The sequence below is a fragment of the Pseudomonas sp. GXZC genome (genome assembly GCF_026967615.1).
Lineage (GTDB): Bacteria > Pseudomonadota > Gammaproteobacteria > Pseudomonadales > Pseudomonadaceae > Aquipseudomonas > Aquipseudomonas azotoformans_A.
In genome coordinates this window covers 1,692,845-1,718,580 of sequence record NZ_CP114115.1, presented here as the reverse complement: position 1 = coordinate 1,718,580, position 25,736 = coordinate 1,692,845, and the positions used below count along the sequence as shown (strand labels likewise).

22 protein-coding genes are annotated in these 25,736 nt (G+C 59.9%); 1 reads left to right on the top strand and 21 read right to left on the bottom strand.

Annotation, left to right across the window (positions count from 1 at the left end; translation table 11 throughout):
* Positions 1-27 precede the first annotated feature (27 nt).
* Both fghA and OZ428_RS08145 read right to left on the bottom strand, forming a co-directional pair.
* On the bottom strand, positions 28-873 hold the full coding sequence (gene fghA / locus OZ428_RS08150) for an S-formylglutathione hydrolase (RefSeq protein WP_133074426.1): 846 nt from the start codon (positions 871-873) through the stop codon (positions 28-30).
* An 8-nt stretch (positions 874-881) separates the two neighbouring features.
* Positions 882-1,994, bottom strand: a complete 1,113-nt coding sequence (locus OZ428_RS08145) for an S-(hydroxymethyl)glutathione dehydrogenase/class III alcohol dehydrogenase (protein ID WP_010212435.1) — start codon at positions 1,992-1,994, stop codon at positions 882-884.
* A gap of 109 nt (positions 1,995-2,103) precedes the next feature.
* On the opposite strand from OZ428_RS08145, the gene OZ428_RS08140 reads away from it, so the two are divergent.
* Entirely contained in the window at positions 2,104-3,003 is a 900-nt protein-coding gene (locus OZ428_RS08140; RefSeq protein ID WP_269133076.1) for a LysR substrate-binding domain-containing protein, read from the top strand.
* Here OZ428_RS08140 and ispD read toward each other — a convergent pair.
* The 19 genes from ispD to uppS all read right to left on the bottom strand — a co-directional run bounded on the left by ispD (position 3,000) and on the right by uppS (position 25,732).
* Complete coding sequence (gene ispD / locus OZ428_RS08135; RefSeq protein ID WP_269133074.1) at positions 3,000-3,707, bottom strand: 2-C-methyl-D-erythritol 4-phosphate cytidylyltransferase; 708 nt, start codon at positions 3,705-3,707, stop codon at positions 3,000-3,002. The two genes, OZ428_RS08140 and ispD, sit on opposite strands and share 4 nt — an antisense overlap.
* Positions 3,704-3,982, bottom strand: coding sequence for a cell division protein FtsB (gene ftsB / locus OZ428_RS08130; protein ID WP_003231201.1), 279 nt, complete (start codon positions 3,980-3,982; stop codon positions 3,704-3,706). Before ftsB ends, ispD begins: the two co-directional genes overlap by 4 nt.
* 183 nt (positions 3,983-4,165) lie before the next feature.
* Positions 4,166-5,455, bottom strand: coding sequence for a phosphopyruvate hydratase (gene eno, locus OZ428_RS08125; protein WP_133074429.1), 1,290 nt, complete (start codon positions 5,453-5,455; stop codon positions 4,166-4,168).
* A 157-nt stretch (positions 5,456-5,612) separates the two neighbouring features.
* The gene (gene kdsA, locus OZ428_RS08120) at positions 5,613-6,458 is read right to left on the bottom strand and encodes a 3-deoxy-8-phosphooctulonate synthase (protein WP_010212442.1); all 846 of its coding nucleotides are present in this window, start codon (positions 6,456-6,458) and stop codon (positions 5,613-5,615) included.
* 5 nt (positions 6,459-6,463) lie between these two features.
* Positions 6,464-8,095, bottom strand: coding sequence for a CTP synthase (locus OZ428_RS08115; RefSeq protein WP_010212443.1), 1,632 nt, complete (start codon positions 8,093-8,095; stop codon positions 6,464-6,466).
* A gap of 273 nt (positions 8,096-8,368) precedes the next feature.
* On the bottom strand, positions 8,369-9,688 hold the full coding sequence (tilS, locus tag OZ428_RS08110) for a tRNA lysidine(34) synthetase TilS (RefSeq protein ID WP_269133073.1): 1,320 nt from the start codon (positions 9,686-9,688) through the stop codon (positions 8,369-8,371).
* A 41-nt stretch (positions 9,689-9,729) separates the two neighbouring features.
* Positions 9,730-10,677: an acetyl-CoA carboxylase carboxyltransferase subunit alpha gene (locus OZ428_RS08105; protein WP_016976871.1), complete on the bottom strand. Its 948-nt coding sequence runs from the start codon at positions 10,675-10,677 to the stop codon at positions 9,730-9,732.
* A 138-nt stretch (positions 10,678-10,815) separates the two neighbouring features.
* Positions 10,816-14,337 (bottom strand): DNA polymerase III subunit alpha, encoded by a 3,522-nt coding sequence (gene dnaE, locus OZ428_RS08100; protein ID WP_269133072.1) that lies wholly within the window; start codon positions 14,335-14,337, stop codon positions 10,816-10,818.
* A 73-nt stretch (positions 14,338-14,410) separates the two neighbouring features.
* A complete protein-coding gene (gene rnhB / locus OZ428_RS08095) occupies positions 14,411-15,043 on the bottom strand; it encodes a ribonuclease HII (protein WP_269133071.1) in 633 nt (210 codons plus the stop codon).
* Positions 15,040-16,179 carry a lipid-A-disaccharide synthase gene (lpxB, locus tag OZ428_RS08090; RefSeq protein ID WP_269133070.1) on the bottom strand — a complete coding sequence of 380 codons (1,140 nt, stop codon included), beginning with the start codon at positions 16,177-16,179 and terminating at the stop codon, positions 15,040-15,042. The genes rnhB and lpxB overlap by 4 nt, the downstream gene beginning before the upstream one ends.
* A gap of 2 nt (positions 16,180-16,181) precedes the next feature.
* Positions 16,182-16,958, bottom strand: a complete 777-nt coding sequence (gene lpxA, locus OZ428_RS08085) for an acyl-ACP--UDP-N-acetylglucosamine O-acyltransferase (RefSeq protein ID WP_033902786.1) — start codon at positions 16,956-16,958, stop codon at positions 16,182-16,184.
* Positions 16,955-17,395, bottom strand: coding sequence for a 3-hydroxyacyl-ACP dehydratase FabZ (gene fabZ, locus OZ428_RS08080; RefSeq protein WP_016976866.1), 441 nt, complete (start codon positions 17,393-17,395; stop codon positions 16,955-16,957). Before fabZ ends, lpxA begins: the two co-directional genes overlap by 4 nt.
* A 111-nt stretch (positions 17,396-17,506) precedes the next feature.
* Positions 17,507-18,562: a UDP-3-O-(3-hydroxymyristoyl)glucosamine N-acyltransferase gene (lpxD, locus tag OZ428_RS08075; protein ID WP_269133068.1), complete on the bottom strand. Its 1,056-nt coding sequence runs from the start codon at positions 18,560-18,562 to the stop codon at positions 17,507-17,509.
* 3 nt (positions 18,563-18,565) lie between these two features.
* The gene (locus OZ428_RS08070) at positions 18,566-19,069 is read right to left on the bottom strand and encodes an OmpH family outer membrane protein (RefSeq protein WP_033902788.1); all 504 of its coding nucleotides are present in this window, start codon (positions 19,067-19,069) and stop codon (positions 18,566-18,568) included.
* 45 nt (positions 19,070-19,114) lie between these two features.
* Positions 19,115-21,502, bottom strand: a complete 2,388-nt coding sequence (gene bamA / locus OZ428_RS08065; protein ID WP_033902789.1) for an outer membrane protein assembly factor BamA — start codon at positions 21,500-21,502, stop codon at positions 19,115-19,117.
* A gap of 74 nt (positions 21,503-21,576) precedes the next feature.
* Positions 21,577-22,929 (bottom strand): sigma E protease regulator RseP, encoded by a 1,353-nt coding sequence (gene rseP / locus OZ428_RS08060; protein ID WP_033902790.1) that lies wholly within the window; start codon positions 22,927-22,929, stop codon positions 21,577-21,579.
* A 53-nt stretch (positions 22,930-22,982) separates the two neighbouring features.
* The gene (ispC, locus tag OZ428_RS08055; RefSeq protein WP_061435546.1) at positions 22,983-24,173 is read right to left on the bottom strand and encodes a 1-deoxy-D-xylulose-5-phosphate reductoisomerase; all 1,191 of its coding nucleotides are present in this window, start codon (positions 24,171-24,173) and stop codon (positions 22,983-22,985) included.
* Complete coding sequence (locus OZ428_RS08050) at positions 24,170-24,976, bottom strand: phosphatidate cytidylyltransferase (protein ID WP_269133067.1); 807 nt, start codon at positions 24,974-24,976, stop codon at positions 24,170-24,172. The genes ispC and OZ428_RS08050 overlap by 4 nt, the downstream gene beginning before the upstream one ends.
* Positions 24,977-25,732 (bottom strand): polyprenyl diphosphate synthase, encoded by a 756-nt coding sequence (gene uppS, locus OZ428_RS08045; protein ID WP_016974405.1) that lies wholly within the window; start codon positions 25,730-25,732, stop codon positions 24,977-24,979.
* Between the last annotated feature and the right edge of the window lie 4 nt (positions 25,733-25,736).

Below are 25,736 nucleotides of genomic sequence, written 5' to 3'. Positions count from 1 at the left end.
CGTGATTCTACCTACTTTTGCCTCACATTAACCGAGCAAAGCACGGCCATGGTGTCGCAAATGGTCTTCGATGAAGCTGGCGATAAAGAAGTAGCTGTGGTCGTAGCCAGGCTGCAGGCGCAGTTCCAGCGGATGGTTGGCCGCCTTGGCCGCTTGCTGCAGGGCTTCAGGCTTGAGTTGCACGGCGAGGAAATCGTCGCGGTCGCCCTGGTCCACCAGCAGCGGCAGCTTTTCCGAGGCTTCGCTGATCAGCACGCAGGCGTCCCACTCGCGCCATTTAGAGCGCTCTTCGCCCAAATAACGCGAGAAGGCTTTCTGGCCCCACGGGCAATCCATCGGGTTGTTGATCGGCGAAAACGCCGACACCGACAAGTAGCGCCCAGGGTTGCGCAACGCACACACCAGCGCGCCGTGGCCGCCCATGGAGTGACCACTGATGCCGCGCTTGCCCGAGGCCGGGAAATGCGCTTCAACCAAGGCCGGCAATTCCTGCACCACGTAGTCATGCATCCGATAGTGCTTGGCCCAGGGTTCCTGGGTGGCATTCAGGTAGAAGCCGGCACCGAGGCCGAAATCCCAGGCGTTATCCGGGTCACCCGGAACACCCGGCCCACGTGGGCTGGTGTCCGGCGCAACGATGATCAACCCCAGCTCGGCAGCCATGCGCTGGGCGCCGGCCTTCTGCATGAAGTTCTCGTCGGTGCAGGTCAGGCCGGAGAGCCAGTACAGCACCGGCAACTTGCCGCCCTCCTCCGCTTGCGGCGGCAGGTAGACGGCGAAAGTCATGTCGCAACCGAGCACATCGGAATGATGCTTGTAGCGTTTATGCCAGCCGCCGAAGCTTTTCTGGCACGACAGGTTTTCCAGACTCATGGCCGACCTCAGAAGTGGATGACGGTACGAATGCTCTTGCCTTCATGCATCAGGTCAAACGCTTTGTTGATGTCTTCCAGGCCCATGGTGTGGGTGATGAAGGTGTCCAGCGGGATCTCGCCGGTCTGGGCCATCTCCACGTAGCTTGGCAATTCGCTGCGGCCGCGCACGCCGCCGAAGGCCGAACCGCGCCAGACGCGACCGGTCACCAGTTGGAATGGACGGGTAGCGATTTCCTGACCGGCACCGGCCACACCGATGATCACCGACTCGCCCCAACCCTTATGGCAGCACTCAAGCGCGGCGCGCATCAGCTGTACGTTGCCGATGCATTCGAAGGAGAAGTCCACGCCGCCGTCGGTGAGGTCGACGATCACGTCCTGGATCGGGCGATCGTAGTCTTTCGGGTTGATGCAGTCGGTGGCGCCCAGTTGCTTGGCGATTTCGAACTTGGCCGGGTTGATGTCAATGGCAATGATGCGGCCGGCCTTGGCCTTGACCGCACCGATCACCGCCGACAGGCCGATACCACCAAGACCGAAGATGGCCACGGTGTCGCCCGGCTTGACCTTGGCCGTGTTGATCACTGCACCGATACCGGTGGTGACGCCACAGCCCAGCAGGCAGACTTTTTCCAACGGGGCTTCTTTAGGAATCTTGGCCACGGAGATTTCCGGCAGCACGGTGTACTCGGAGAAAGTCGAGGTGCCCATGTAGTGGAAAATCGGCTGGCCTTTGTAGGAGAAACGTGTGGTGCCGTCCGGCATCAGGCCTTTGCCCTGGGTGGAACGGATGGCCTGGCACAGGTTGGTCTTACCCGACAGGCAGAATTTGCACTTGCCGCACTCCGGGGTGTACAGCGGGATCACGTGATCACCCACTGCCACCGACGTCACGCCTTCTCCGATCGCTTCGACCACCGCACCGCCCTCGTGACCGAGAATCGACGGGAAGATGCCTTCCGGATCAGCACCCGACAGCGTGTAGGCGTCGGTATGGCACACGCCCGAAGCGACTACGCGCAGCAACACTTCGCCGGCCTTGGGCATGGCGACATCCACTTCAACGATCTCAAGGGGCTTCTTGGCTTCGAAGGCTACGGCAGCGCGGGACTTGATCATCCGGGTTTCTCCAGGCGGTTGAAAATTGAGACGGTGAGTGTAAAACATGGCTGACTGATGAATAATCCGGACAAAAGCAAAACTTTATTGCTGTACAGGGATAATCGTGATGTTGGAAAACCGCTGGGAAGGCATCGATGAGTTCGTCGCGGTCGCCGAATGCAGCCAGTTCACCGCGGCGGCGGAACGTCTGGGCGTGTCGTCGTCCCACATCAGCCGCCAAGTGGCGCGCCTGGAAGAACGCCTGCAAACGCGGCTGCTGTATCGCAGCACGCGCAAGGTGACCCTGACCGAAGCCGGCCAGACCTTCCTGCAACATTGCCAACGCCTGCAGGACGGTCGCGAAGAAGCCTTGCGCGCGGTGGGCGACCTCACCAGTGAACCCAAGGGCATGTTGCGCATGACCTGCGCGGTGGCGTACGGCGAGCGTTTTATCGTGCCGCTGGTCACACGGTTCATGGCGCTCTATCCGCAGTTGCGTGTGGATATCGAGCTGAGCAACCGCCAGCTGGACCTGGTGCATGAAGGCCTCGACCTGGCGATCCGCCTGGGGCGTTTGCAGGATTCGCGCATGGTCGCCAGCCGCCTGGCGCCCAGGCGCATGTACTTGTGCGCGTCGCCGTCCTACCTGGCGCGGTATGGTCGGCCACACAGTTTGTCGGAATTGAGTCGGCATAACTGCTTGATCGGCAGCTCGGATATCTGGCAACTGGCCCAAGACGGTCGGGAGTTTTCCCAGCGGGTGCAGGGAAACTGGCGCTGCAACAGTGGGCAAGCGGTGCTGGACGCGGCGCTGCAGGGCGTGGGGTTATGCCAATTACCGGACTATTACGTGCTGGAGCACCTGCACAGCGGCGCGCTGGTGTCGTTGCTGGAGGCGCATCAGCCGCCGAATACGGCGGTGTGGGCGTTGTATCCGCAGCAGCGGCATTTGTCGCCGAAGGTCAGGAAGTTGGTGGATTTCTTGAAAGCCGGGCTGGCTGAAAGGCCCGAGTATGGCGTGGCTTAACGTCGGTTCGCCCACCGCAACCGCAACCACTCCAGGTCTTCCGGCCGGGTCACCTTGATATTGTCCGAGCGCCCTTCGATCAGGCGCGGCGCCTGGCCGGACCACTCCATCGCCGACGCTTCGTCAGTGATGACGGCATCCGCCACCAGGCTGTCGGCCAATGCGCGGTGCAAGGCACCGAGGCGGAACATCTGCGGCGTGTAGGCTTGCCAGATCAGGCTGCGGTCGACGGTCTCAACCACACGTCCGTGCTTGTCGACGCGCTTGAGCGTATCGCGGGCCGGCACGGCCAGCAGGCCGCCCACCGGGTCGTCTGCCAGCTCAGCCAGCAGTTTGTCGAGGTCATCGCGACTCAGGTTCGGTCGTGCCGCATCGTGCACCAGCACCCAATCGTCATCGCTGGCACCCAGGGCATTCAGGTGCAATAGCGCGTTAAGTACCGAGCCCGAGCGCTCCGAGCCGCCGTCCGCACGCTGGATACGCGGGTCAGCCGCACACGCCAGCGTCGGCCAATAAGGATCATCAGGAGCAAGGCTGACCACCAGGCCTTTGAGCGATGGATGGTCGAGAAAACAGCCAAGGCTGTGTTCGAGAATAGTCCGCCCGCCCAGCTGCAAGTATTGCTTGGGACGGTCCGCAGCCATACGGGCACCGACGCCCGCGGCAGGAATCACGGCCCAGAAGGCCGGCAAACCAGGGTTCATTGAGCCAACTGGTAGAGGGTTTCGCCCTCCTTAACCATGCCCAATTCATGACGAGCCCGCTCTTCAACGGTCTCCGTGCCTTTTTTCAGCTCAAGCACTTCGGCATCAAGGACGCGGTTACGCTCCAGCAAGATCTCGTTTTCGGCGTGCTGTGCAGCAATTTGCTCGGTCAGGTCTTTTACCTGCGCAAAGCTGCCATTACCCACCCATAGGCGGTACTGCAGGCCAGCCAGCAACAAGAGCAAGACGAGGAACAACCAATTGGGACTGCGCATCGAATATCGGGTATCCAGTGAAAAAAGACAGCCATGCAAAACTTTTGAAGCAACTGATAGCACGAAGCCTGGAAGAACCAGGCTTGTGCTTGATAGCCATCAGATTAGCGTCGAAATCCACACTGTCGTGAGTTTTCCGACGCAATCCGCCGACTTTTTACCATGCCTTACCAACAAGTGCGATCAGCCGCGAAACTCGCCGCGACCGTTGTACTTGGCCTTGCCTGCCAGTTGCTCTTCGATACGCAGCAATTGGTTGTACTTGGAAACGCGGTCGGAACGGCACAGGGAACCGGTCTTGATCTGGCCCGCCGAGGTGCCCACAGCCAGGTCGGCAATGGTCGAATCTTCGGTTTCGCCGGAGCGGTGGGAGATCACGGCGGTGTAGCCCGCAGCCTTGGCCATCTGGATGGCTTCCAGGGTTTCGGTCAGGGTGCCGATCTGGTTGAACTTGATCAGGATCGAGTTGGCGATCTTTTTATCGATGCCTTCTTTCAGGATCTTGGTGTTGGTCACGAACAGGTCGTCGCCCACCAGTTGGATTTTCTCGCCGATCTTGTCGGTGAGGATTTTCCAGCCGTCCCAGTCGGACTCGTCCAGGCCGTCTTCGATCGAGATGATCGGGTAGCGCTCGGTCAAGCCCTTCAGGTAGTCAGCGAAACCTTCGGAGTTGAACACCTGGCCTTCACCGGACAGGTTGTACTTGCCGTCTTCATAGAACTCGCTGGCCGCACAGTCCAGGGCCAGGGTCACGTCGGTGCCGAGCTTGTAGCCAGCATTGGCCACGGCTTCGGAGATCACTTTCAGTGCATCTTCGTTGGACGCCAGGTTCGGTGCGAAACCACCTTCGTCACCCACCGCAGTGCTCAGGCCACGGGCCTTCAGCACAGCTTTGAGGTGATGGAAAATCTCGGTGCCCATGCGCAGGCCTTCGGAGAAGGACTTGGCGCCCACCGGCTGCACCATGAATTCCTGGATATCGACGTTGTTATCGGCGTGCTCGCCACCGTTGATGATGTTCATCATCGGCACCGGCATGGAGTAAACACCCGGCGTGCCGTTCAGGTTGGCGATGTGGGCGTACAGCGGCAGGTCCTGGTCCTGGGCAGCAGCCTTGGCGGCGGCCAGGGACACGGCGAGGATGGCGTTGGCGCCCAGGCTGCCTTTGTTTTCGGTGCCGTCGAGCTTGATCATCGCGTGGTCCAGGGCTTTCTGGTCCAGCGGGTCCTTGCCCAGCAACAGGTCACGGATCGGGCCGTTGATGTTGGCTACAGCCTTGAGTACACCCTTGCCCAGGTAACGGCTCTTGTCGCCATCACGCAGTTCCAGCGCTTCGCGCGAACCGGTAGAAGCACCGGACGGCGCGCAGGCGCTGCCGATGATGCCGTTATCGAGAAGCACGTCGGCTTCGACGGTGGGGTTGCCACGGGAGTCGAGAACTTCACGACCTTTGATGTCGACGATTTTTGCCATTGTTGTAAACACTCCAAAGTTGACGAAAACGACGCAGCTGAAGGAAATCTTTTGACCGACCGCAAGGGTGGAACAACGAGGCAGGCTTGCAGACGACAAGGCTCAGGCCCGCAGGCCTGAGCATAAAGCGTGGGAAATTCTACCGGAGAAACGCGGCTTACGCGGTCTCTACCGTCGGAAAACTCTTGACCAGTTCGTCCAACTGCTTGAGCTGGGCCAGGAATGGCTCCAGCTTGTCCAGGCGCAGGGCGCATGGGCCGTCGCACTTGGCGTTATCCGGGTCCGGGTGGGCTTCAAGGAACAGGCCCGCCAGAGATTGGCTGATGCCAGCCTTGGCCAGGTCCAGCACCTGGGCACGGCGCCCGCCCGCGGAATCGGCGCGACCACCGGGCATTTGCAGCGCGTGGGTCACGTCGAAGAACACCGGGTATTCGAACTGTTTCATGATGCCGAAACCGAGCATGTCCACCACGAGGTTGTTGTAGCCGAAGCTCGAACCGCGCTCGCAGAGGATCAACTGGTCGTTACCCGCTTCCACGCACTTGTTCAGGATGTGTTTCATCTCCTGGGGTGCGAGGAACTGGGCTTTCTTGATATTGATCACAGCGCCGGTCTTGGCCATCGCCACGACCAGGTCGGTCTGGCGCGACAGGAAGGCCGGCAACTGGATGATGTCGCACACCTCGGCGACCACGGCAGCCTGTTCAGGCTCGTGGACGTCGGTGATGATCGGCACGCCGAAGGCTTGCTTGATGTCCTGGAAGATCCGCATGCCTTCTTCAAGGCCTGGGCCGCGATAGGAGGTCACGGACGAACGGTTGGCCTTGTCGAAGCTGGCCTTGAACACGTAAGGGATACCGAGTTTCTCGGTAACCTTCACGTACTCTTCACAGACCTGCATCGCCATGTCACGGCTTTCCAGCACGTTCATGCCGCCGAACAGCACCATGGGCTTGTCGTTGGCAATCTCGATGTCGCCGACGCGAATGATCTTCTGGGCCATCAGGGTTACGCCTTCTTCTGGTGTTGCGTCAGTGCGGCCTTGACGAAACCGCTGAACAACGGGTGACCGTCGCGCGGCGTCGAGGTGAACTCAGGGTGGAACTGGCACGCGACGAACCATGGATGATCCGGTGCTTCGACCACTTCAACCAGCGCGCCATCACCGGAGCGACCGGAAATTTTCAGGCCGGCCTCTTTGATTTGCGGCAGCAGGTTGTTGTTCACTTCGTAGCGGTGACGGTGACGCTCGACGATCACGTCCTTGCCGTAGCAATCGTGAACCAGCGAGCCCGGCTCCAGCAGGCAGTCCTGCGCGCCGAGGCGCATGGTGCCGCCCAGGTCGGAGGCTTCGGTACGGGTCTCGACCGCGCCGGTGGCATCTTCCCACTCGGTGATCAGGCCCACGACCGGGTGACCGCTCTTGCTGTCGAACTCGGTGGAGTTGGCGTCTTTCCAGCCCAGCACGTTACGGGCGAACTCGATGACGGCCACTTGCATGCCCAGGCAGATACCCAGGTACGGCACCTTGTTCTCGCGAGCATATTGAACAGCCGTGATCTTGCCTTCCACGCCACGCAGGCCGAAACCGCCTGGCACGAGGATCGCGTCCACACCTTCGAGCAAGGCAGTGCCTTGGTTCTCGATGTCTTCGGAGTCGATGTAGCGCAGGTTGACCTTGGTACGGTTGCTGATACCGGCGTGGCTCATCGCTTCGATCAGCGACTTGTACGCGTCCAGCAATTCCATGTACTTACCGACCATGGCGATGGTGACTTCGTGCTCAGGGTTGAGCTTGGCGTCGACCACGGCTTCCCACTCGGACAGGTCCGCGCCGTTGCATTGCAGGCCGAAACGCTCGACCACAAAATCGTCCAGGCCTTGCGAATGCAGGATGCCCGGGATCTTGTAGATGGTGTCGGCGTCTTCCAGCGCGATCACCGCACGCTCTTCAACGTTGGTGAATTGCGCGATCTTGCGACGCGAGGAAATGTCGATCGGGTGATCGGAGCGGCACACCAGCACGTCCGGCTGCAGGCCGATGGAACGCAGTTCCTTGACCGAATGCTGGGTAGGCTTGGTTTTGGTTTCGCCGGCGGTGGCGATGTAAGGCACCAGGGTCAGGTGCATCAGCATCGCGCGCTTGGCGCCGACTTCGAAACGCAGCTGGCGGATGGCTTCGAGGAACGGTTGCGACTCGATGTCACCGACGGTGCCACCGATCTCGACCATGGCCACGTCGGCATCGCCTGCACCCTTGATGATGCGGCGCTTGATTTCGTCGGTGATGTGCGGGATCACCTGGATGGTTGCACCCAGGTAGTCACCACGGCGCTCCTTGCGCAGCACGTGCTCGTAGACACGGCCGGTGGTGAAGTTGTTGTTCTGGGTCATGGTCGTGCGGATGAACCGCTCGTAGTGGCCCAGGTCCAGGTCGGTCTCGGCGCCGTCGTGGGTGACGAACACTTCACCGTGCTGGAACGGGCTCATGGTGCCCGGGTCAACGTTGATGTACGGGTCCAGCTTGAGCATGGTGACCTTAAGTCCCCGCGCCTCCAGGATGGCCGCCAATGAAGCCGATGCGATGCCTTTCCCCAATGAAGAAACAACACCGCCCGTGACGAATATGTAGCGCGTCATGAAAAACCCTAGAAGTCTGCGTTAAAGCGGTCCGAGCCGCCGGGGAAAGCGAAGGAAGGCCGAAGCCCCCGATCACCTGCATTAATCACAGTGCACCTTTCAAAAAAACCGCCGCGTGGTGACAGACCAGCAATGAAACACCGGTACGTTGATCGCTACACATTTTTTGGAATCGCCCAGCAAAGACTGCTTGGTAATCGGCAACTCCTGCGATTCAAACGAATCCACAGAAGTTGTATCAAGAAGGGAGCGTAGTCTACCGGAAAGGCTCTATCAGCTCAAACCTTGATCGCAGGTCTGTGGCATCCAATGTAATTGCCAGTCATCACTCGGTGCCGGCCAGAGTCCCGCAAGGCTGGGCGCACCCAGCAATTGCTCGCCCTGATACAGCAGCGGCAATCTGCCACGGACGCAGCCCGGCAAGCCACTTTCGTTAAGCAGGCGCTTCAAGTCGCGCCGACCTCGGCCGGGCACAGCAAGGATTTCGCCGCCCTGGCGGTAGCGGATCGTCAATGGGCCTCCGGGCACCCTGCCCGTCAGTTTCACCTGACCATTGCCGGGTAACTCTAGTGGGTTTTGCGGATCGGGCCAGCTCACCGTTGCGTCGGAAAATTCCGACCAAGTGGAGGGCAGCCACCAGATACGTTCACCGCTGCGCTGCATATCACCGTCCGCCAGCCGCCACAGGGGCTGTGCGTCGCCCTTGGCATCACGCAAGGAATGCCAACTGGCCCAGTGGTCGCTGTCGGGTAGACGGGTCAGAGGGGTTAGCCAGTGACGTAGGGCGTTGCGTTGGCGGGCATTGGAAAGCTCGCGCAACGGCGTAAGCGACAGGGACGGCAAGTGCAACCAGGGAAACGGCGAAGGCTGATTGGCCGCTTGCAGGTCCATCTGTGCCAACTCATCCAGCAGGGCCTGGGCCTCATTGAGGTGCTCGGCAGTCCGCGCCAGGTTTGAGTTAGCCTGCGGCCAGCGCTCCGCCAGTACTGGAAGCACGCGGTGGCGCAGGTAATTACGGGAGAACCGCGAGTCCGCGTTCGAAGGATCTTCAATCCATGTGAGCTGATACGCCTCGGCATAGGCTTCCAGCTCTGCACGCGGGACATCCAACAAGGGCCGTACAAGGTAGCCTGCCGCCAGCGGGCGATGTACCGGCATTGCCGCCAGCCCGCGCACACCTGCCCCACGCAGCAGACGGAACAACAAGGTTTCTGCCTGATCGTCGCGATGCTGGCCCGTCAGTAGCACCTCCCCTGCTCCGGTCACCTCGGTAAACACCTGGTAACGCGCGTCACGGGCAGCACGCTCAAGACTGGCGCCGGGTTGCACCTGCACACGCATCACGCGCAACGGCACGCCCAGGCTGTCGCACGTCGACTGACAGTGAGCGGGCCATGCATCAGCTGCAGCTTGTAGGCCATGATGAACATGCACAGCACTGAGGGGCGGGAGCGATTCGGTGTTGGCCAAATTGGCGAGGAGGTGCAGCAGGACGGTGGAATCAAGGCCACCGGAGAATGCGATGTGCCAGGCCGGGGCATTGCGCCAGGGGGCCAGGGTTTGCAGGAGCCGGGCAGGCAGAGAAGTTTTCACAGCATGCCCGCTCCCACAATGGTCCAGCGTCGTCGGTCAGATCAGAGACCGTAGCTCATCAAACGCTCATAACGACGGGCCAGCAGCGCTTCGTTATCCAGCTTCTTGAGCATCGCCAGCTGCGAACCCAGTTCAGCGCGGATCGTCGCGGCGGCAGCAGCCGGGTCGCGGTGGGCGCCGCCCAAAGGCTCGGCGATGACTTTATCCACGATACCCAAACCTTTGAGGCGATCAGCGGTGATACCCATGGCTTCGGCAGCGTCCGGCGCTTTCTCGGCGGTTTTCCACAGGATCGAGGCGCAACCTTCCGGCGAAATCACCGCGTAGGTCGAATACTGCAGCATGTTCAACTGGTCGCAGACGCCAATAGCCAGTGCGCCGCCGGAACCCCCTTCACCAATCACGGTGGCGATGATTGGGGTTTTCAGGCGGGCCATGACGCGCAGGTTCCAGGCGATCGCTTCGCTCTGGTTGCGCTCTTCAGCGTCGATACCTGGGTAAGCACCCGGCGTGTCGATGAAGGTCAGGATCGGCATCTTGAAGCGTTCGGCCATTTCCATCAGGCGGCACGCCTTGCGGTAGCCTTCAGGACGCGGCATGCCGAAGTTGCGGCGAACCTTCTCACGCACTTCACGGCCTTTCTGGTGACCGATCACCATCACCGGCTGGTCGTCCAGGCGAGCGATACCGCCTACGATGGCCGCGTCGTCGGAGAAGTGGCGGTCGCCGTGCAGTTCGTCGAACTCGGTGAAAATGTGCTGAATGTAGTCCAGGGTGTACGGACGGCGCGGGTGGCGAGCCAAACGCGCGATCTGCCAGCTGGTCAGCTTGCCGAAGATGTCTTCGGTGAGCGTGCTGCTCTTGTCTTGCAGGCGAGCGATCTCATCGCCGATATTCAGCGAATTGTCATTGCCGACCAGGCGCAGTTCTTCGATCTTGGCTTGCAGGTCAGCGATCGGCTGTTCGAAATCAAGAAAATTCGGGTTCATAAGCGTCCGTCTTGGGTCGACGGCCAGGGCGTGCCTGGCCAGCCGGTTGTCTATTCGCGCCCTACCTTAAGGGAGAGGCGCGTTTAGGTCGAGATTAAATGTTCAGTCGAGATCAGGCTATGCAGGACTGCCTGACCGTCAACGGTATTGGAGGAAGACGTTGTCACGGCCGAACTGGTCACGCAATGCTTGAATCAAGCCATCAGCCGGATCAATTCGCCAGGTCTCGCCAAACTGCAGCATGGCCTTGGCGTCACTGCCGGTGTACTCCATGGTCACCGGGCACGCGCCACGGTGGCGCTTGAGCAAATCACCCAACCAGCGTAGCTGATCGCCCTTGAGCGCTTCGGTTTTCACCTTCAAGCGCAGGCTTTCGGCCAAGTTGGTGCGCGCATCTTCCATGCTCATCACCCGCTTGATCCGCAGGCGCAGGCCGCCGGAGAAGTCATCGTTGCTGACCTCCCCTTCCACCACCACCATGGCATCGGTCTGCAACAGCGACTGTGCGGAGTGGAAGGCATCGGCAAACAGCGAGGCTTCAATGCGCCCTGAACGGTCGTCAAGGGTGATGAAGCCCATCTTGTCGCCCTTTTTATTCTTCATCACCCGCAAGGCGATGATCATGCCAGCGACGGTCTGGGTATCCCGCGCAGGTTTCAGGTCGATGATGCGCTGACGGGCGAAACGACGAATCTCGCCCTCGTATTCATCAATCGGGTGACCGGTAAGGTACAGGCCCAAGGTGTCTTTCTCACCCTTGAGGCGCTCCTTGAGGGTCAGCTCCTTGGCCTTGCGGTGGTTAGCGTACACATCCGCGTCTTCTTCGACGAACAACCCGCCAAACAGGTCGGCATGGCCGCTGTCATGGGTGCGGGCGGTCTGTTCGGCAGCCTTGATCGCTTCTTCCATGGCGGTGAGCAGCACCGCACGGTTGCGGTCGATATTCGCCTGGTAAGCCTTGGGCTCATCATGGAAATACGGGCCGAGACGGTCGAGTGCGCCGCTGCGGATCAGGCCATCGAGAGTACGCTTGTTAATGCGCTTGAGGTCAACCCGCGCGCAGAAGTCGAACAGGTCGGCGAACGGCCCACTCTGACGCGCTTCAACGATAGCTTCCACCGGGCTTTCGCCTACGCCTTTGATCGCGCCCAGCCCATAAATGATGCGGCCTTCGTCGTTCACCGTGAACTTGAACTCAGAGGCGTTCACGTCCGGCGCATCGAGGCGCAGCTTCATGGTGCGCACTTCTTCGATCAAGGTCACGACCTTGTCGGTGTTGTGCATATCCGCCGAGAGTACCGCGGCCATAAACGGCGCCGGGTAGTGGGCCTTCAGCCAGGCAGTCTGGTACGACACTAGGCCATAGGCGGCGGAGTGGGATTTGTTGAAGCCATAACCGGCGAATTTTTCCACCAGGTCGAAGATGTTACCGGCGAGGTCCGCGTCGATATTGTTGGTTGCACAACCCTCAATGAAACCGCCACGCTGCTTGGCCATCTCCTCGGGCTTTTTCTTACCCATGGCGCGACGCAGCATGTCCGCGCCACCCAGGGTGTAACCGGCCATCACCTGGGCGATCTGCATCACCTGTTCCTGATACAGGATGATGCCGTAAGTCGGCGCCAATACCGGCTTGAGGCCTTCGTACTGGTAGTCAGAGTGCGGATACGCCAGCTCGGCGCGGCCGTGCTTACGGTTGATGAAGTCGTCCACCATGCCCGATTGCAGCGGGCCCGGACGGAACAGGGCCACCAGTGCGATCAAGTCTTCCAGGCAGTCGGGCTTGAGCTTTTTGATCAGCTCTTTCATGCCCCGCGACTCAAGCTGGAACACCGCCGTGGTCTCGGCTTTTTGCAGCAAGGTGTAGGTCGGTTTGTCGTCCAGCGGGATAAACGCGATATCCAGCGGCGCTTCGTTGACCTTGGCGCGGTCACGGTTGATGGTCTTGAGCGCCCAGTCGATGATCGTCAGGGTCCGCAGGCCAAGGAAGTCGAACTTCACCAGGCCGGCCGCCTCCACGTCATCCTTATCGAACTGGGTTACCAGGCCGTCGCCTTCTTCGTCGCAATAAATCGGCGAAAAGTCGGTGAGTTTTGTAGGCGCAATCACTACACCGCCGGCGTGTTTACCGACGTTACGTACCACGCCTTCGAGCTTGCGCGCCATGTCCCAGATTTCGGCGGCTTCTTCATCGATCTTGATGAAGTCGCGCAGGATTTCTTCCTGCTCGTAGGCTTTTTCCAGGGTCATGCCGACTTCGAACGGGATCATCTTCGACAGACGGTCCGCCAAGCCGTAGGACTTGCCCTGCACCCGCGCCACGTCACGGATTACAGCCTTCGCCGCCATGGAACCGAAGGTGATGATCTGGCTCACCGCATTGCGACCGTATTTCTCGGCCACGTATTCGATCACGCGGTCACGGCCATCCATGCAGAAGTCGACGTCGAAGTCGGGCATGGAAACCCGTTCCGGGTTCAGGAAGCGTTCGAACAGCAGGTCATATTCCAGCGGGTCGAGGTCGGTAATCTTCTGTACGTAAGCCACCAGCGAACCGGCACCCGACCCCCGGCCCGGACCTACCGGCACGCCGTTGCTTTTGGCCCACTGGATAAAGTCCATTACGATCAGGAAGTAACCGGGGAACCCCATCTGGATGATGATATCCAGCTCGAAATTCAACCGGTCGACGTAGACCTGGCGCTTGGCGTCGTAATCTTCGGTGGTTTCCTTGGGCAGCAGGACGCTGAGCCGCTCTTCGAGGCCGTCGAACGAGACTTTGCGGAAGTACTCGTCGATGGTCATGCCATCCGGAATCGGGAAGTTGGGCAGGAAGTGCTTGCCCAGCTTGACTTCGATGTTGCAACGCTTGGCAATTTCGACGGAGTTTTCCAGGGCCTCGGGCAGGTCGCTGAACAGCTCGGCCATCTCGTCGGCGCTTTTGAGGTACTGCTCTTCGCTGTAGTTCTTCGAGCGACGCGGGTCGTCCAAAGCCCGGCCTTCACCGATGCACACGCGGGTTTCGTGGGCCTCGAAATCTTCCTTCTTGATGAAGCGCACATCGTTGGTGGCAACCAGCGGCGCGCCCAGCTTGTCAGCCAGAGCCACAGCGGCGTGCAGGTGCTCTTCGTCGTTGGGGCGATTGGTGCGCTGGACTTCCAGGTAGAAACGGTCAGGAAAGACCTGCATCCACTCCTTGGCCAAGACTTCGGCTTCCTGCGGATTGCCGCCCAACAGCGCGATACCGATTTCGCCCTCTTTGGCGGCCGACAGCATGATCAAGCCTTCGCTGGCCTCGGCGACCCATTCGCGCTCGATGATGATCGAGCCATTGCGCTGGCCGTCGATGAAACCACGGGAAATCAGTTCGGTGAGGTTGCGATAACCCACTCCATTCATCGCCAACAGGCTGATACGGCTCAGGGGGTTATCCGGGTCTTTGTTGGACAGCCACAGGTCGGCGCCGCAGATCGGCTTGATGCCGGCACCCATGGCGTTCTTGTAGAACTTGACCAGGGAACACATGTTGTTCTGATCGGTCACCGCGACCGCAGGCATGTTCATGCCTACCAGGGTTTTGACCAGCGGTTTGATCCGTACCAGGCCGTCGACCAAGGAGTATTCAGTGTGCAGGCGTAGGTGAACGAATGAAGCCAGCATAGTGATCTCTTATACGTGGAAAACAACAAGGCCCGGATTGTACCGGGCCTTGAGCAAAACATCAGCCTTGCGACTAGACCTCGCTGAGGCTCTCGCGCAGCTCGTAGGCCTGGCGAACCGGGGCGAACGAACGGCGATGGATCGGCGTCGGCCCCAGGCGAGCCAGGGCTTCCAGATGAACGGGCGTCGGATAGCCTTTATGCCCGCCAATGCCGTAGCCGGGATAGATCAATTCGAACGCGGCCATTTCACGATCACGGCTGACTTTGGCCAGGATCGAGGCGGCTGCGATGGCAGGTACCTTGCTATCGCCCTTCACCACTGCCTCAGAAGGCATGGCCAGCTTGGGGCAACGGTTACCGTCGATCATTGCCATTTTTGGCGTGATGTGCAGGCCTTCAACCGCACGCTGCATCGCGAGCATGGTGGCGTGAAGAATATTCAGCTCGTCGATTTCTTCGACTTCGGCCCGAGCGATATGCCAGCTCAAGGCTTTTTCGATGATCTCATCGTAGAGCTTCTCACGGCGCGCCTCGGTGAGTTTCTTCGAGTCATTGAGGCCGAGGATCGGACGGTTCGGATCGAGAATCACCGCCGCCGTGACCACGGCACCGCACAAAGGCCCACGCCCGACTTCGTCGACACCAGCGACCAGTTCGTGGGCTTCGGCAACCAGGCTGAAATCCAGGCCTATTTGCGTGTTCATACGCTTTCCTTTTTCTGGCCGATCAAGGTCAGCACGGCGTCGGCCGCCTGGTTCGAGGCATCACGGCGCAATAGGCGATGGACGTCGTCAAAACCACGGGTCTGTTCTTCGCCGCCGTCGATCAACGGTAGCAGCGTTTGCGCAAGGGCCTCAGGCGTCGCATCGTCCTGCAACAATTCCGGTACCAACAGGCGTTGGGCCAGCAGGTTGGGCAGGGAGATGTAAGGACTTTTGACCATGCGCTTGAGAATCCAGAAGGTCAACGGCGCCAAGCGGTAGGCCACCACCATCGGACGCTTGTAGAGCAAGGCCTCCAGAGTGGCAGTGCCGGAGGCGATCAGCACCGCATCACAGGCCGCCAGGGCCAGGTGCGACTGGCCGTCGAGCAGAGTCAACGGCAGGTTGCGGCCTTCCAGCAGCGTTTCGATCTGCGCACGACGCTGCGGGCTCGCGCAGGGCAGCACGAAACGTACGCCCGGCTTCAAGGCTTGCAGACGCTCGGCAGCATCAAAAAATACCGAGGCCAGGCGGCCAACTTCGCCACCACGACTGCCAGGCATCAGCGCGACCAACGGGCCGTCGGGCAAGCCCAGTTCGGCACGCGCGGCGGCGCGGTCAGCCTGCAACGGAATCGTGTCGGCCAGGGTATGTCCGACAAACCTTACCGGCACGCCCTTCTCTTCGTAGAACCGCGCCTCGAACGGCAGCAACGTCAGCATCAGGTCACAGCCTTCACGGATCTTGAGCACGCGCTTCTGCCGCCACGCCCACACGGACGGGCTGACGTAGTGCACGGTCTTGATGCCGGCCTGACGTAATTTGAGTTCGATATTGAGCGTGAAATCCGGCGCATCGATGCCGATGAACACGTCGGGCTTTTCTTCGATCAGGGTCTGGATCAGCAGCTTGCGACGGGCCAACAGCTCACGCAGGCGACCCAGCACTTCGACCAGTCCCATGACCGACAAACGCTCCATAGGAAAGTAGGACGTGAGCCCTTCAGCCTGCATCAGTGGACCGCCGACGCCAATGAATTCAACCGCCGGATGCTGGGCCTTGAGGGCCCGCATAAGACCTGCGCCCAAAATGTCGCCGGAAGCTTCCCCGGCCACCAGCGCGATACGCAGATTGGCCATGATCAGCGGGTGATGCCGCGGGTCGACGCCTGGATCGAGTCACGGAACACCGCGACTTCCGGGAATAACGCTGCCGGCTCGACCAGTTGGGTCAACGCCTGGTCAACCGTGAGCCCCTGGCGGTAAACCACCTTGTAGGCTCGGCGCAGGGCGTGGATGGCGTCTTCGCTGAAACCACGACGGCGCATGCCTTCGAAGTTCATGCTGCGCGCTTCGGCCGGGTTGCCGAATACCGTGACAAATGCCGGAACGTCCTTGCCAATGGCGGTGCCCATGCCGGAAAAGCTGTGGGCGCCAATATGGCAGTACTGATGGACCAGGGTGAACCCGGACAGAATCGCCCAATCGTCAACGTGCACATGCCCGGCCAACGCGGTGTTGTTGACCAGGATGCAGTGGTTGCCGATGACGCTGTCGTGACCGATATGCGCATAGGCCATCACCAGGTTGTGATCACCCAGGGTGGTCTCGGCCCGATCCTGAACGGTACCACGGTGAATGGTCACGCCTTCACGGATGATGTTGTGGTCACCGATTACCAGGCGTGTTTCTTCCCCCTTGTACTTCATGTCCGGGGTGTCCTCGCCTATCGACGAGAACTGGTAGATGCGATTGTGTTTGCCAATGCGGGTCGGACCTTTGAGGATCACGTGCGGCCCGATGACAGTCCCCTCGCCGATTTCCACACCTGCGCCGATGATCGACCAGGGGCCGACCTCAACGTCGGCGGCCAGAACGGCCGACGGATCGATGATTGCGCGAGGGTCAATCAAACTCATAGTTTGCGTTCCGCGCAGATGATCTCGGCGGAGCATACCGGCTTGCCGTCCACCGAAGCCTGGCATTCGAACTTCCAGATCTGGCGCTTGCAGCTGATGAACTTGGCTTCCAGGATCAACTGGTCACCCGGGGTCACCGGGTTGCGGAAACGCAACTTGTCGGAGCCCACGAAATAGTAAAGCGTGCCGTCGGCAGGCTTGAGGTCGAGCATTTTGAAACCAAGGATACCGGCAGCCTGGGCCATCGCTTCGATGATCAACACACCCGGCATGATGGGATGCGCGGGAAAGTGACCGTTGAAGAACGGTTCGTTGATGCTGACATTCTTGTAGGCACGAATGCGCTTTTCCTCGATGTTGAGGTCCACTACGCGATCCACCAGCAGGAACGGGTAACGGTGAGGCAGGTATTCGCGAATCTCGTTGATGTCCATCATTTCGGGGGGAAGCCTGTAATAAAGATTGGGGGCGGGCGAACTAAACGCACGCCCCGCTAGCAAATCAAGGAGGCAGTCTAGCGGCTGTGCACACTTGATATGGAAATGGTATCAGCCTTCTGATGAAGCATTACCGCCAGGGGTCACGTCCCCAACACGCTTTTCCAGCTGTTTGAGACGTCGAGCCATGTCGTCGAGCTGCCTCAACCGCGCTGCACTCTTGCGCCATTCAGCCGCAGGCTGCATGGCGGTACCGGAAGAATAGGCCCCGGGCTCGGTGATCGAGTGGGTGACCATGGTCATGCCGGTGATGAAGACGTTGTCGCAAATATCGATATGCCCTACCAGCCCGACGCCACCGGCGAGCATGCAATGCTTGCCGATCTTGGTGCTGCCGGAGATACCCACGCACGCCGCCATGGCGGTGTGATCGCCAATCTGCACGTTATGGGCGATCTGGATCTGGTTGTCGAGCTTCACGCCATTGCCAATCACGGTATCGGCCAGGGCCCCGCGATCGACAGCCGTGTTCACGCCGATTTCCACGTCGTCACCGATCAGCACACCGCCGACCTGGGCGATCTTGTTCCAGATGCCCTTGGCGTTGGCAAAGCCGAAACCTTCACCGCCAATCACGGCACCCGACTGGATGACTACACGCTCACCGATACGCACATCGTGGTACAGGGTCACGCGAGGCGCCAGCCAACCGCCGGCGCCGATTTCGCAGCGCGCGCCGATAAAGCAGTGGGCACCAACCGTGACATCGGCCGCAATGCGTGCCCCACTCTCGATCACCGCAAAGGCGCCGATGCTGGCCGCAGGATCAACCTGGGCATCCTCGGCAATGACCGCAGACGGATGAATACCGGCAGCAGCCTTGGGTTTCGGATCGAACAGGTGCGACACCCGCGCATAGGCCAGGTAAGGGTCAGGCACCACCAGCGCATCCCCGGCAAACCCTTCGGCGTCAGCGGCTTTCAGCAACACGGCTGCAGCTTGGCTATCGACCAGGTATTTACGGTATTGGGGGTTTGCGAGGAAGCTCAACTGAGCTGGGCCAGCCTCCTGCAAGGTGGCTAGCCCAGTGATTTCTTTCTCCGGGGAGCCACGCAAGGTGGCTCCCAGGAACTCGGCCAACTCGCCGAGCTTGATAGTCGCGGTCATGGCTTACTTCAGCTGGTTCATGCGCTCGATCACCTGACGGGTGATGTCGTATTGAGGCTTGACGTCGATCACAGCGCCACGCTCGAACACCAGGTCAAAGGCACCTTTCTTGATGACTTCTTCTACAGCGCTGTCGAGTTTCGGCTTCAGTTGTTTCAGCATTTCACGGTCAGCAACAGCCTTGGCTTCGTTCAGTTCTTTGGACTGGAATTGGTAGTCACGGGCCTTTTGCTTGAATTCAAGCTCCAGACGCTCGCGCTCGCCTTGCTGCATCTTGTCGCCACCGGCGACCAGACGATCCTGGATACCTTTAGCGCTGCTTTCCAGAGTCTTGAGCTTGGTCAGTTGTGGGCCGAACTTTTTCTCGGCATCCACGGCATAACGCTTGGCCGCATCGGACTCCAGCAGGGCCATCTGATAGTTCAGGACAGCGATTTTCATTTCGGCGAAGGCCGGGGTCGCTACCAGCACGGTTGCCAGCAGAACCAATTGAGTCAACTTACGCACGATGCACTCCTACAGAATCCGTTGTCGTTATCTTGGGTCAGACGCTTAGAACGTCTGGCCGAGGGAGAATTGGAAAATCTGGGTTTCAGCGTTATCCGGTTTCTTGATCGGCATGGCCAGAGCAAAGCTCAATGGGCCCAGCGCGGTCACCCAGGTCACACCCACACCCACGGAGCTTGCCAGATTACTGAGGCTCACGTCGTTGCACTCGGTCTTGGACTTCACACCGCTCGGGTTGGTGATCTGCTCGCACTTGGAGTCGAACACGTTACCCACGTCCCAGAAGACCGAAGTCCGCAGGGAACGCTGATCTTTCACAAACGGCAGCGGGAACAGGATTTCCGCACCGCCCTGGATCAGAACGTTACCACCAAACGGCAGCGGGTCATTGTCCGAGTCAACCACAGTGCCCTGGTTACCGGTTACGCCAACGCCACGGCTTGGAGTACCACGAGGGCCCAAGGTGCTGTCTTTGAAACCACGCACGGAGTTGAAGCCACCCGCGTAGTAGTTCTCGTAGAACGGTAGACCATTGGTGGAGCCATAACCATCGCCATAGCCCAGTTCAGTGTGCAGGCGCATGGTGTAGTTGTCGCTCAACGGCGTGAACAACTGGCCACGGTAGTCGAGTTTGAAGAACGACAGGTCGCTGCCCGGCGTGGTGGTTTCCAGGGTGAGGCTCTGGGAGTGACCACGGGTTGCCAGTACACCTTTGTTCAGGGTCGACTCGGACCAGCCGGCAGACGCCTTGAAGTTCAGGAACTTGTCACCTTCACGACGGGTAAAGTCGAAGATCTCGTCCACGGTGTACACACCGGTCTTGATCTCATCCTGTTGCGCGGTCAAACCGAACGTCAGACGCGAAGTCTCGCTGATCGGGTAGCCCACGTTGACACCGGCGCCGAGGCTGTCGATCGCATAGCTTGCAACGTCAACGTCGAGGTCTTTGTAGTCGGTGGTGCGGTAGAAGGCGTTGTAGCCCAGGCTCACACCGTCAGCAGTCCAGTAGGGGTCGGTATAACCGAAGTTGTATCGGCTCTGGTATTCGCTGCGGGTCAGGCCGATGGACACACGGTTACCGGTACCCAGGAAGTTGTTCTGGGTGATCGAGCCACCGAGGATCAGACCGGCACTCTGTGCGAAGCCGACGCTGGCGGTGATGGAACCCGATGCTTGCTCTTCCACGGCGTAGTTCACGTCAACCTGGTCATCCACACCCGGTACGGCCGGGGTTTCGACGTTGACTTCCTTGAAGAAGCCCAGGCGTTCAAGACGGGTCTTGGACTGGTCGATCAGGTAAGTCGATGCCCAGCCACCTTCCATTTGGCGCATTTCACGACGCAGCACTTCGTCCGCAGACTTGGTGTTGCCACGGAAGTTGATACGGTTCACGTAGGCACGCTTGCCTGGATCGACCACGAAGGTGATGTCCACGGTGTGATCATCATCGTGGGGCGTCGGCACGCCATTGACGTTGGCGAAGGTGTAGCCTTCGTTACCCAGGCGACGGGTGATCAGCTCGGAAGTGGTGGTCATCAGCTTGCGCGAGAACACTTGGTCCTTCTGCACCAGCAACAGCGCCTTGACCTGGTCTTCAGGCACTTTCAGGTCGCCGCTCAGCTTCACGTCACGAACCTTGTACTTCTCGCCTTCGTTGACGTTGACGGTGATGTAGACGTGCTTCTTGTCCGGGGTGATGGACACCTGGGTCGAAGCGATATCCATGTTGATATAACCACGGTCCAGGTAGTAGGAACGCAGGCGTTCCAGGTCACCGGACAGCTTTTCGCGGGCGTACTTGTCATCGTTCTTGAAGAACGACAACCAGTTGGTGGTCTTGAGTTCGAACAGGTCGATCAGGTCTTCATCAGCGAACTTGGTATTGCCCACCACGTTGATGTGCTGGATCGCCGCCACGGTGCCTTCGTTGATGTTGACCTTGAGGCCGACACGGTTACGAGGTTGCGGCACCACTTCCGTTTCCACGGTCGCGGAATACCGACCCTGGGCAACGTACTGGCGTTGCAGTTCGTTACGCACACCTTCAAGGGTGGCGCGCTGGAAGATCTCGCCTTCGGCCAGGCCGGATTGCTTGAGACCTTTCATCAGGTCTTCAGTAGAGATCGCCTTGTTGCCTTCGATCTCGATACTGGCGACGGAAGGTCGCTCGACCACGGTGATGACCAGGACGTTGCCTTCGCGACCCAGTTGGATGTCTTGAAAGAAACCGGTTTTGAACAGCGCACGAGTGGATTCCACCAGGCGACGGTCATCAGCCTGTTCACCGACGTTCAACGGTAATGCACCAAAGACGCTACCCGCGGAAACCCGCTGGAGGCCGTTGACGCGAATATCGGAGATGGTGAAGGACTCGGCGTGAACTTCGGCGATCATCAATACGGTGAGAACCGCAGTTAGCAGCAGACGTTTCATGAAGTCCTTTCTTATTCCAACTGGCAATAAACAAACTGCCGCAAAATGCGGCAGATTCGCAATTCAGCGAAGCGTTACAGTCGACCCAGATCGTTGACCAAGGCTAATAACATCACCCCGACCACCAAACTGATACCGATCTGTATCCCCCAACCCTGCACCCGATCCGACAAGGGGCGACCACGCACCCACTCGACCAGATAAAACAACAGATGCCCCCCATCCAGTACAGGAATGGGCAACAAATTCAGAACACCCAGGCTAATACTCAGATAAGCCAGGAAATTCAGGAAATCCGCGACACCCGACTGGGCAGAAGCGCCCGCCACTTTAGCAATGGTTATCGGTCCACTCAAGTTTTTTACCGAGAGCTCGCCGAACAACATTTTCTTGAGGGATTCCAGGGTCAGCACACTCATGGTCCAAGTGCGTTTTGCACCTTCACCAATCGCTGCCAACGGCCCGTAGCTCACCTCGCGCACCATCGATGGCGGCCAGTCGACAGCCTTGACCCCGGCACCCAGGTAACCCCCGGCAGCCTTGGCTTCCCCACGGACCGACAAGGTCACCGGGACGTCGATTTGAGCACCGTCACGCTCAACTTTCAGCACAATTTTAGTATCAGGACGTACACGAACCAGATCGACCACCTGCTGCCAGTCACCCAGCACCTGCCCGTCAAGGGCCAACAGGCGATCACCGGTTTTCAGGCCGGCAGCCTGGGCCGGACCTTTCGGGTCCAGCTCAGCGAGGACCGGCGGCAAGGCCGGACGCCATGGGCGTATGCCCAGGGACTTGATCGGATCAGGCTCATCAGCGCCCTTGAGCCAATGATCGAGGGCCAGCTCACGCGGGGTTTCGCTGGTGGAATCCTGCTCGCGCACCACCACATTGACGATGCCGCTTTCACCCAGACGACGCACCAACTGCAAATTGACCGCGCCCCAGCCCGTGGTGGGTTCGCCATCAATGGAAACAATTTCCTGCCCGGCAACCAATCCAGCCTTGGCGGCAATACTGTCCGACTCGACCGCGCCAATGACCGGACGCACCTGCTGGCTGCCCAGCATGGCCAACACCCAGAAGAACACCATCGCCAACAGGAAGTTGGCGATCGGGCCGGCGGCGACAATGGCGATACGCTGACGAACGGTCTTGCGATTGAAAGACTGATCCAACTGATCTGCCGGCACTTCGCCTTCGCGCTCATCGAGCATCTTGACGTAGCCACCCAGCGGGATAGCTGCAATCACAAACTCGGTGCCACGACGGTCGTGCCAACGCACCAGCGGCATGCCGAAACCGACGGAAAAGCGCAGTACCTTGACGCCGCAACGACGCGCCACCCAGAAGTGGCCGAATTCGTGGAAGGTAACCAGCACACCCAGAGCAACCAGGGTGCCGACAATCATGTAAAGCGCACTCATCTAATTTCTCCGCATTCCAATCCAGTGCCTGAAGACTCAAACCTGCCTGCAGACTAACGCGCGTTGCGGCTCAACCATTGTTCTGCCAGGGCCCGAGCCTTGGTATCGGCCTCGAAGACGGCCCCAAGCTCATTCACTGCGACCACAGGCTCAAGCGCCAGGACGTCCTCGATGATACTCGCGATCTGCGGAAAGCGGATGCGCCGTTCGAGAAATGCCGCCACAGCCACTTCGTTGGCCGCGTTCAGCATCGCCGGTGCGCTGTTACCCGCTTCAGCCGCCTGCCGCGCCAGTCGTAGGCAAGGGAAGCGTTGCTCGTCCGGCGCTTCGAAGTCCAGGCGGGCCACGGCAAACAGATCCAAAGGCGCTACGCCCGAGTCGATCCGCTCCGGCCAGGCCAGGGCGTTGGCAATCGGCGTGCGCATATCTGGGTTGCCCAACTGCGCCAGGACCGAACCGTCCACGTAATCGACCAGGGAATGAATCACACTTTGTGGGTGAATCACCACCTCGACCTGATCCGGACGCGCATCGAACAACCAGCACGCCTCGATCAGCTCCAGGCCTTTGTTCATCATGCTCGCCGAATCCACGGAGATCTTGCGCCCCATGGACCAGTTCGGATGAGCGCACGCCTGGTCGGGCGATACGTGTTCCAGTTCAGCCAGCGGGGTTTGTCGGAACGGGCCACCGGAAGCCGTCAGCAGGATCCGACGCACACCCACCTGGCTCAGGCCACGGGCATAATCGCCGGGCATGCACTGGAAGATTGCATTGTGTTCGCTGTCCAGCGGCAACAACACGGCACCGCTCTTGCGCACCGCCTGCATAAAGAGCGCACCGGACATGACCAGCGCTTCTTTATTGGCCAGCAGGATTTTCTTGCCAGCATCCACGGCAGCCAAGGTCGGACGCAGGCCCGCAGCGCCAACAATGGCGGCGACGACAGTATCGACTTCAGCATCGGCCGAGACCTGACACAGCCCCTCCTCGCCCACCAACACTTGAGTGGACAGCCCGGCAGCCCGCAGATCGTCCTGCAGCCCACGAGCCGCCGCCGCTTCAGGCACCACGGCGAAACGCGGCGCATGACGCACGCACAAGGCCAGCAATTCGCTCAAACGGGTAAAACCGGTCAGGGCAAAGACCTGATAGCGATCAGGATGACGAGCAATAACATCGAGGGTGCTCAGCCCCACCGAACCGGTTGCACCCAGCACGGTGACTTGCTGCAGGCGGCTCACGAAGCGGTCATCCACAACAGTACGGCAAAGATCGGAATGGCAGCGGTCAGGCTGTCGATGCGGTCCAACACGCCGCCGTGACCCGGCAACAGGTTGCTGCTGTCCTTGATCCCGGCCTGACGCTTGAACATGCTTTCGGTGAGATCACCTACGACCGAGATGAACACGACAATGGCGGTGGCCAGCAGCGCCAACAAGATTTCCTTCACCGACCAGCCGTGCACAACACCGACAACGAGTGCGATCACCAGGGTCAGCGCCAGGCCGCCATACACGCCCTCCCAGCTCTTGCCTGGACTGACCGCTGGCGCCAGCTTGCGCTTGCCGAAGGCCCGGCCTGAGAAGTAGGCGCCGATATCAGCGCCCCAGACCAGCACCATCACCGCCAGGATCAGCCAGTTACCCATTGGGTAACGCTTGATCTCCACCAACCCTTGCCAGGCCGGCAACAGAATCAACAAGCCAATCACCAACTTGCAGGCCACACTTGACCACTTGCCGCTGGTGCGTGGAAAGGTCAGCACCAGGAATGTCGCCAGCGCCCACCACAACACGGCCGCCCCCAACACCCACGGCGCTAGGTCCGGCAGGATGTACAAGAGGAACGCCAAGGCAGCCACGACAGCGGCATACACGACACGCGGCAATTGCGCGCTGAAACCCGCCAGGCGCGCCCATTCCCATGCACCCAGGGTGACGACCAGGCCGATAAACAGCGCAAAGGCGGAACCGTCGAGCAGGAAAAACCCACACAAGGCGATCGGCAACAGGATCAGTGCTGTGATGATTCGTTGTTTAAGCATTTAAACCCGGGCTCCAGCTTCGATCTGCTCGCTCGTTTTACCGAAGCGACGCTGACGGGAAGCGAAATCGGCCAGCGCATTGCGCATGGCATCGTGTTTGAAGTCCGGCCAGAACAGGTCGGAGAAGTACAGCTCGGTGTAGGCCAGCTGCCACAGCAGGAAATTGCTGATGCGGTGCTCGCCACCGGTACGGATGCACAAGTCAGGCAGCGGCAGATCGCCAGTCACCAGGCAGGTTTGCAAGAGTTCGGGGGTGATGTCGTCCGGCCGTAGATGACCGGCCTGCACTTCACGCGCCAGACGCTGTGCAGCCTGGGCGATATCCCACTGGCCACCGTAGTTGGCTGCGATCTGTAGCACAAATCGATTGGCCCCGGCCGTAATGGCCTCGGCTTCGCGCATGGCGGCTTGCAGTTCGGGATGAAAGCGCGAGCGATCGCCGATGATGCGCAGGCTTATGTTGTTGTCGTTGAGGCGCTTGGCTTCACGACGCAAGGCCTTGAAGAACAGGTCCATCAAGGCGCTGACTTCTTCGGCGGGCCGTTGCCAGTTCTCACTGGAGAAGGCGAACAAGGTCAGCACCTCGACCTTGGCTTCGGCGCACACCTCAATCACAGCCCTTACCGCATCGACACCCGCTTTATGCCCGGCAACACCCGGCATAAAGCGTTTCTTCGCCCAGCGATTATTCCCATCCATGATGATCGCGACATGGCGCGGCACCACAGAGGGTACAGTCTGCTTGGTCTTTTCCATGAAG

What these genes read in the sequence shown, in the direction of transcription:
- fghA (WP_133074426.1), bottom strand. Translation starts at nt 873, where the DNA reads ATGAGTCTGGAAAACCTGTCGTGCCAGAAAAGCTTCGGCGGCTGGCAT.
- OZ428_RS08145 (WP_010212435.1), bottom strand. Translation starts at nt 1,994, where the DNA reads ATGATCAAGTCCCGCGCTGCCGTAGCCTTCGAAGCCAAGAAGCCCCTT.
- OZ428_RS08140 (WP_269133076.1), top strand. Translation starts at nt 2,104, where the DNA reads ATGTTGGAAAACCGCTGGGAAGGCATCGATGAGTTCGTCGCGGTCGCC.
- ispD (WP_269133074.1), bottom strand. Translation starts at nt 3,707, where the DNA reads ATGAACCCTGGTTTGCCGGCCTTCTGGGCCGTGATTCCTGCCGCGGGC.
- ftsB (WP_003231201.1), bottom strand. Translation starts at nt 3,982, where the DNA reads ATGCGCAGTCCCAATTGGTTGTTCCTCGTCTTGCTCTTGTTGCTGGCT.
- eno (WP_133074429.1), bottom strand. Translation starts at nt 5,455, where the DNA reads ATGGCAAAAATCGTCGACATCAAAGGTCGTGAAGTTCTCGACTCCCGT.
- kdsA (WP_010212442.1), bottom strand. Translation starts at nt 6,458, where the DNA reads ATGGCCCAGAAGATCATTCGCGTCGGCGACATCGAGATTGCCAACGAC.
- OZ428_RS08115 (WP_010212443.1), bottom strand. Translation starts at nt 8,095, where the DNA reads ATGACGCGCTACATATTCGTCACGGGCGGTGTTGTTTCTTCATTGGGG.
- OZ428_RS08105 (WP_016976871.1), bottom strand. Translation starts at nt 10,677, where the DNA reads ATGAACCCGAATTTTCTTGATTTCGAACAGCCGATCGCTGACCTGCAA.
- dnaE (WP_269133072.1), bottom strand. Translation starts at nt 14,337, where the DNA reads ATGCTGGCTTCATTCGTTCACCTACGCCTGCACACTGAATACTCCTTG.
- rnhB (WP_269133071.1), bottom strand. Translation starts at nt 15,043, where the DNA reads ATGAACACGCAAATAGGCCTGGATTTCAGCCTGGTTGCCGAAGCCCAC.
- lpxB (WP_269133070.1), bottom strand. Translation starts at nt 16,179, where the DNA reads ATGGCCAATCTGCGTATCGCGCTGGTGGCCGGGGAAGCTTCCGGCGAC.
- lpxA (WP_033902786.1), bottom strand. Translation starts at nt 16,958, where the DNA reads ATGAGTTTGATTGACCCTCGCGCAATCATCGATCCGTCGGCCGTTCTG.
- fabZ (WP_016976866.1), bottom strand. Translation starts at nt 17,395, where the DNA reads ATGATGGACATCAACGAGATTCGCGAATACCTGCCTCACCGTTACCCG.
- lpxD (WP_269133068.1), bottom strand. Translation starts at nt 18,562, where the DNA reads ATGACCGCGACTATCAAGCTCGGCGAGTTGGCCGAGTTCCTGGGAGCC.
- bamA (WP_033902789.1), bottom strand. Translation starts at nt 21,502, where the DNA reads ATGAAACGTCTGCTGCTAACTGCGGTTCTCACCGTATTGATGATCGCC.
- rseP (WP_033902790.1), bottom strand. Translation starts at nt 22,929, where the DNA reads ATGAGTGCGCTTTACATGATTGTCGGCACCCTGGTTGCTCTGGGTGTG.
- OZ428_RS08050 (WP_269133067.1), bottom strand. Translation starts at nt 24,976, where the DNA reads ATGCTTAAACAACGAATCATCACAGCACTGATCCTGTTGCCGATCGCC.
- uppS (WP_016974405.1), bottom strand. Translation starts at nt 25,732, where the DNA reads ATGGAAAAGACCAAGCAGACTGTACCCTCTGTGGTGCCGCGCCATGTC.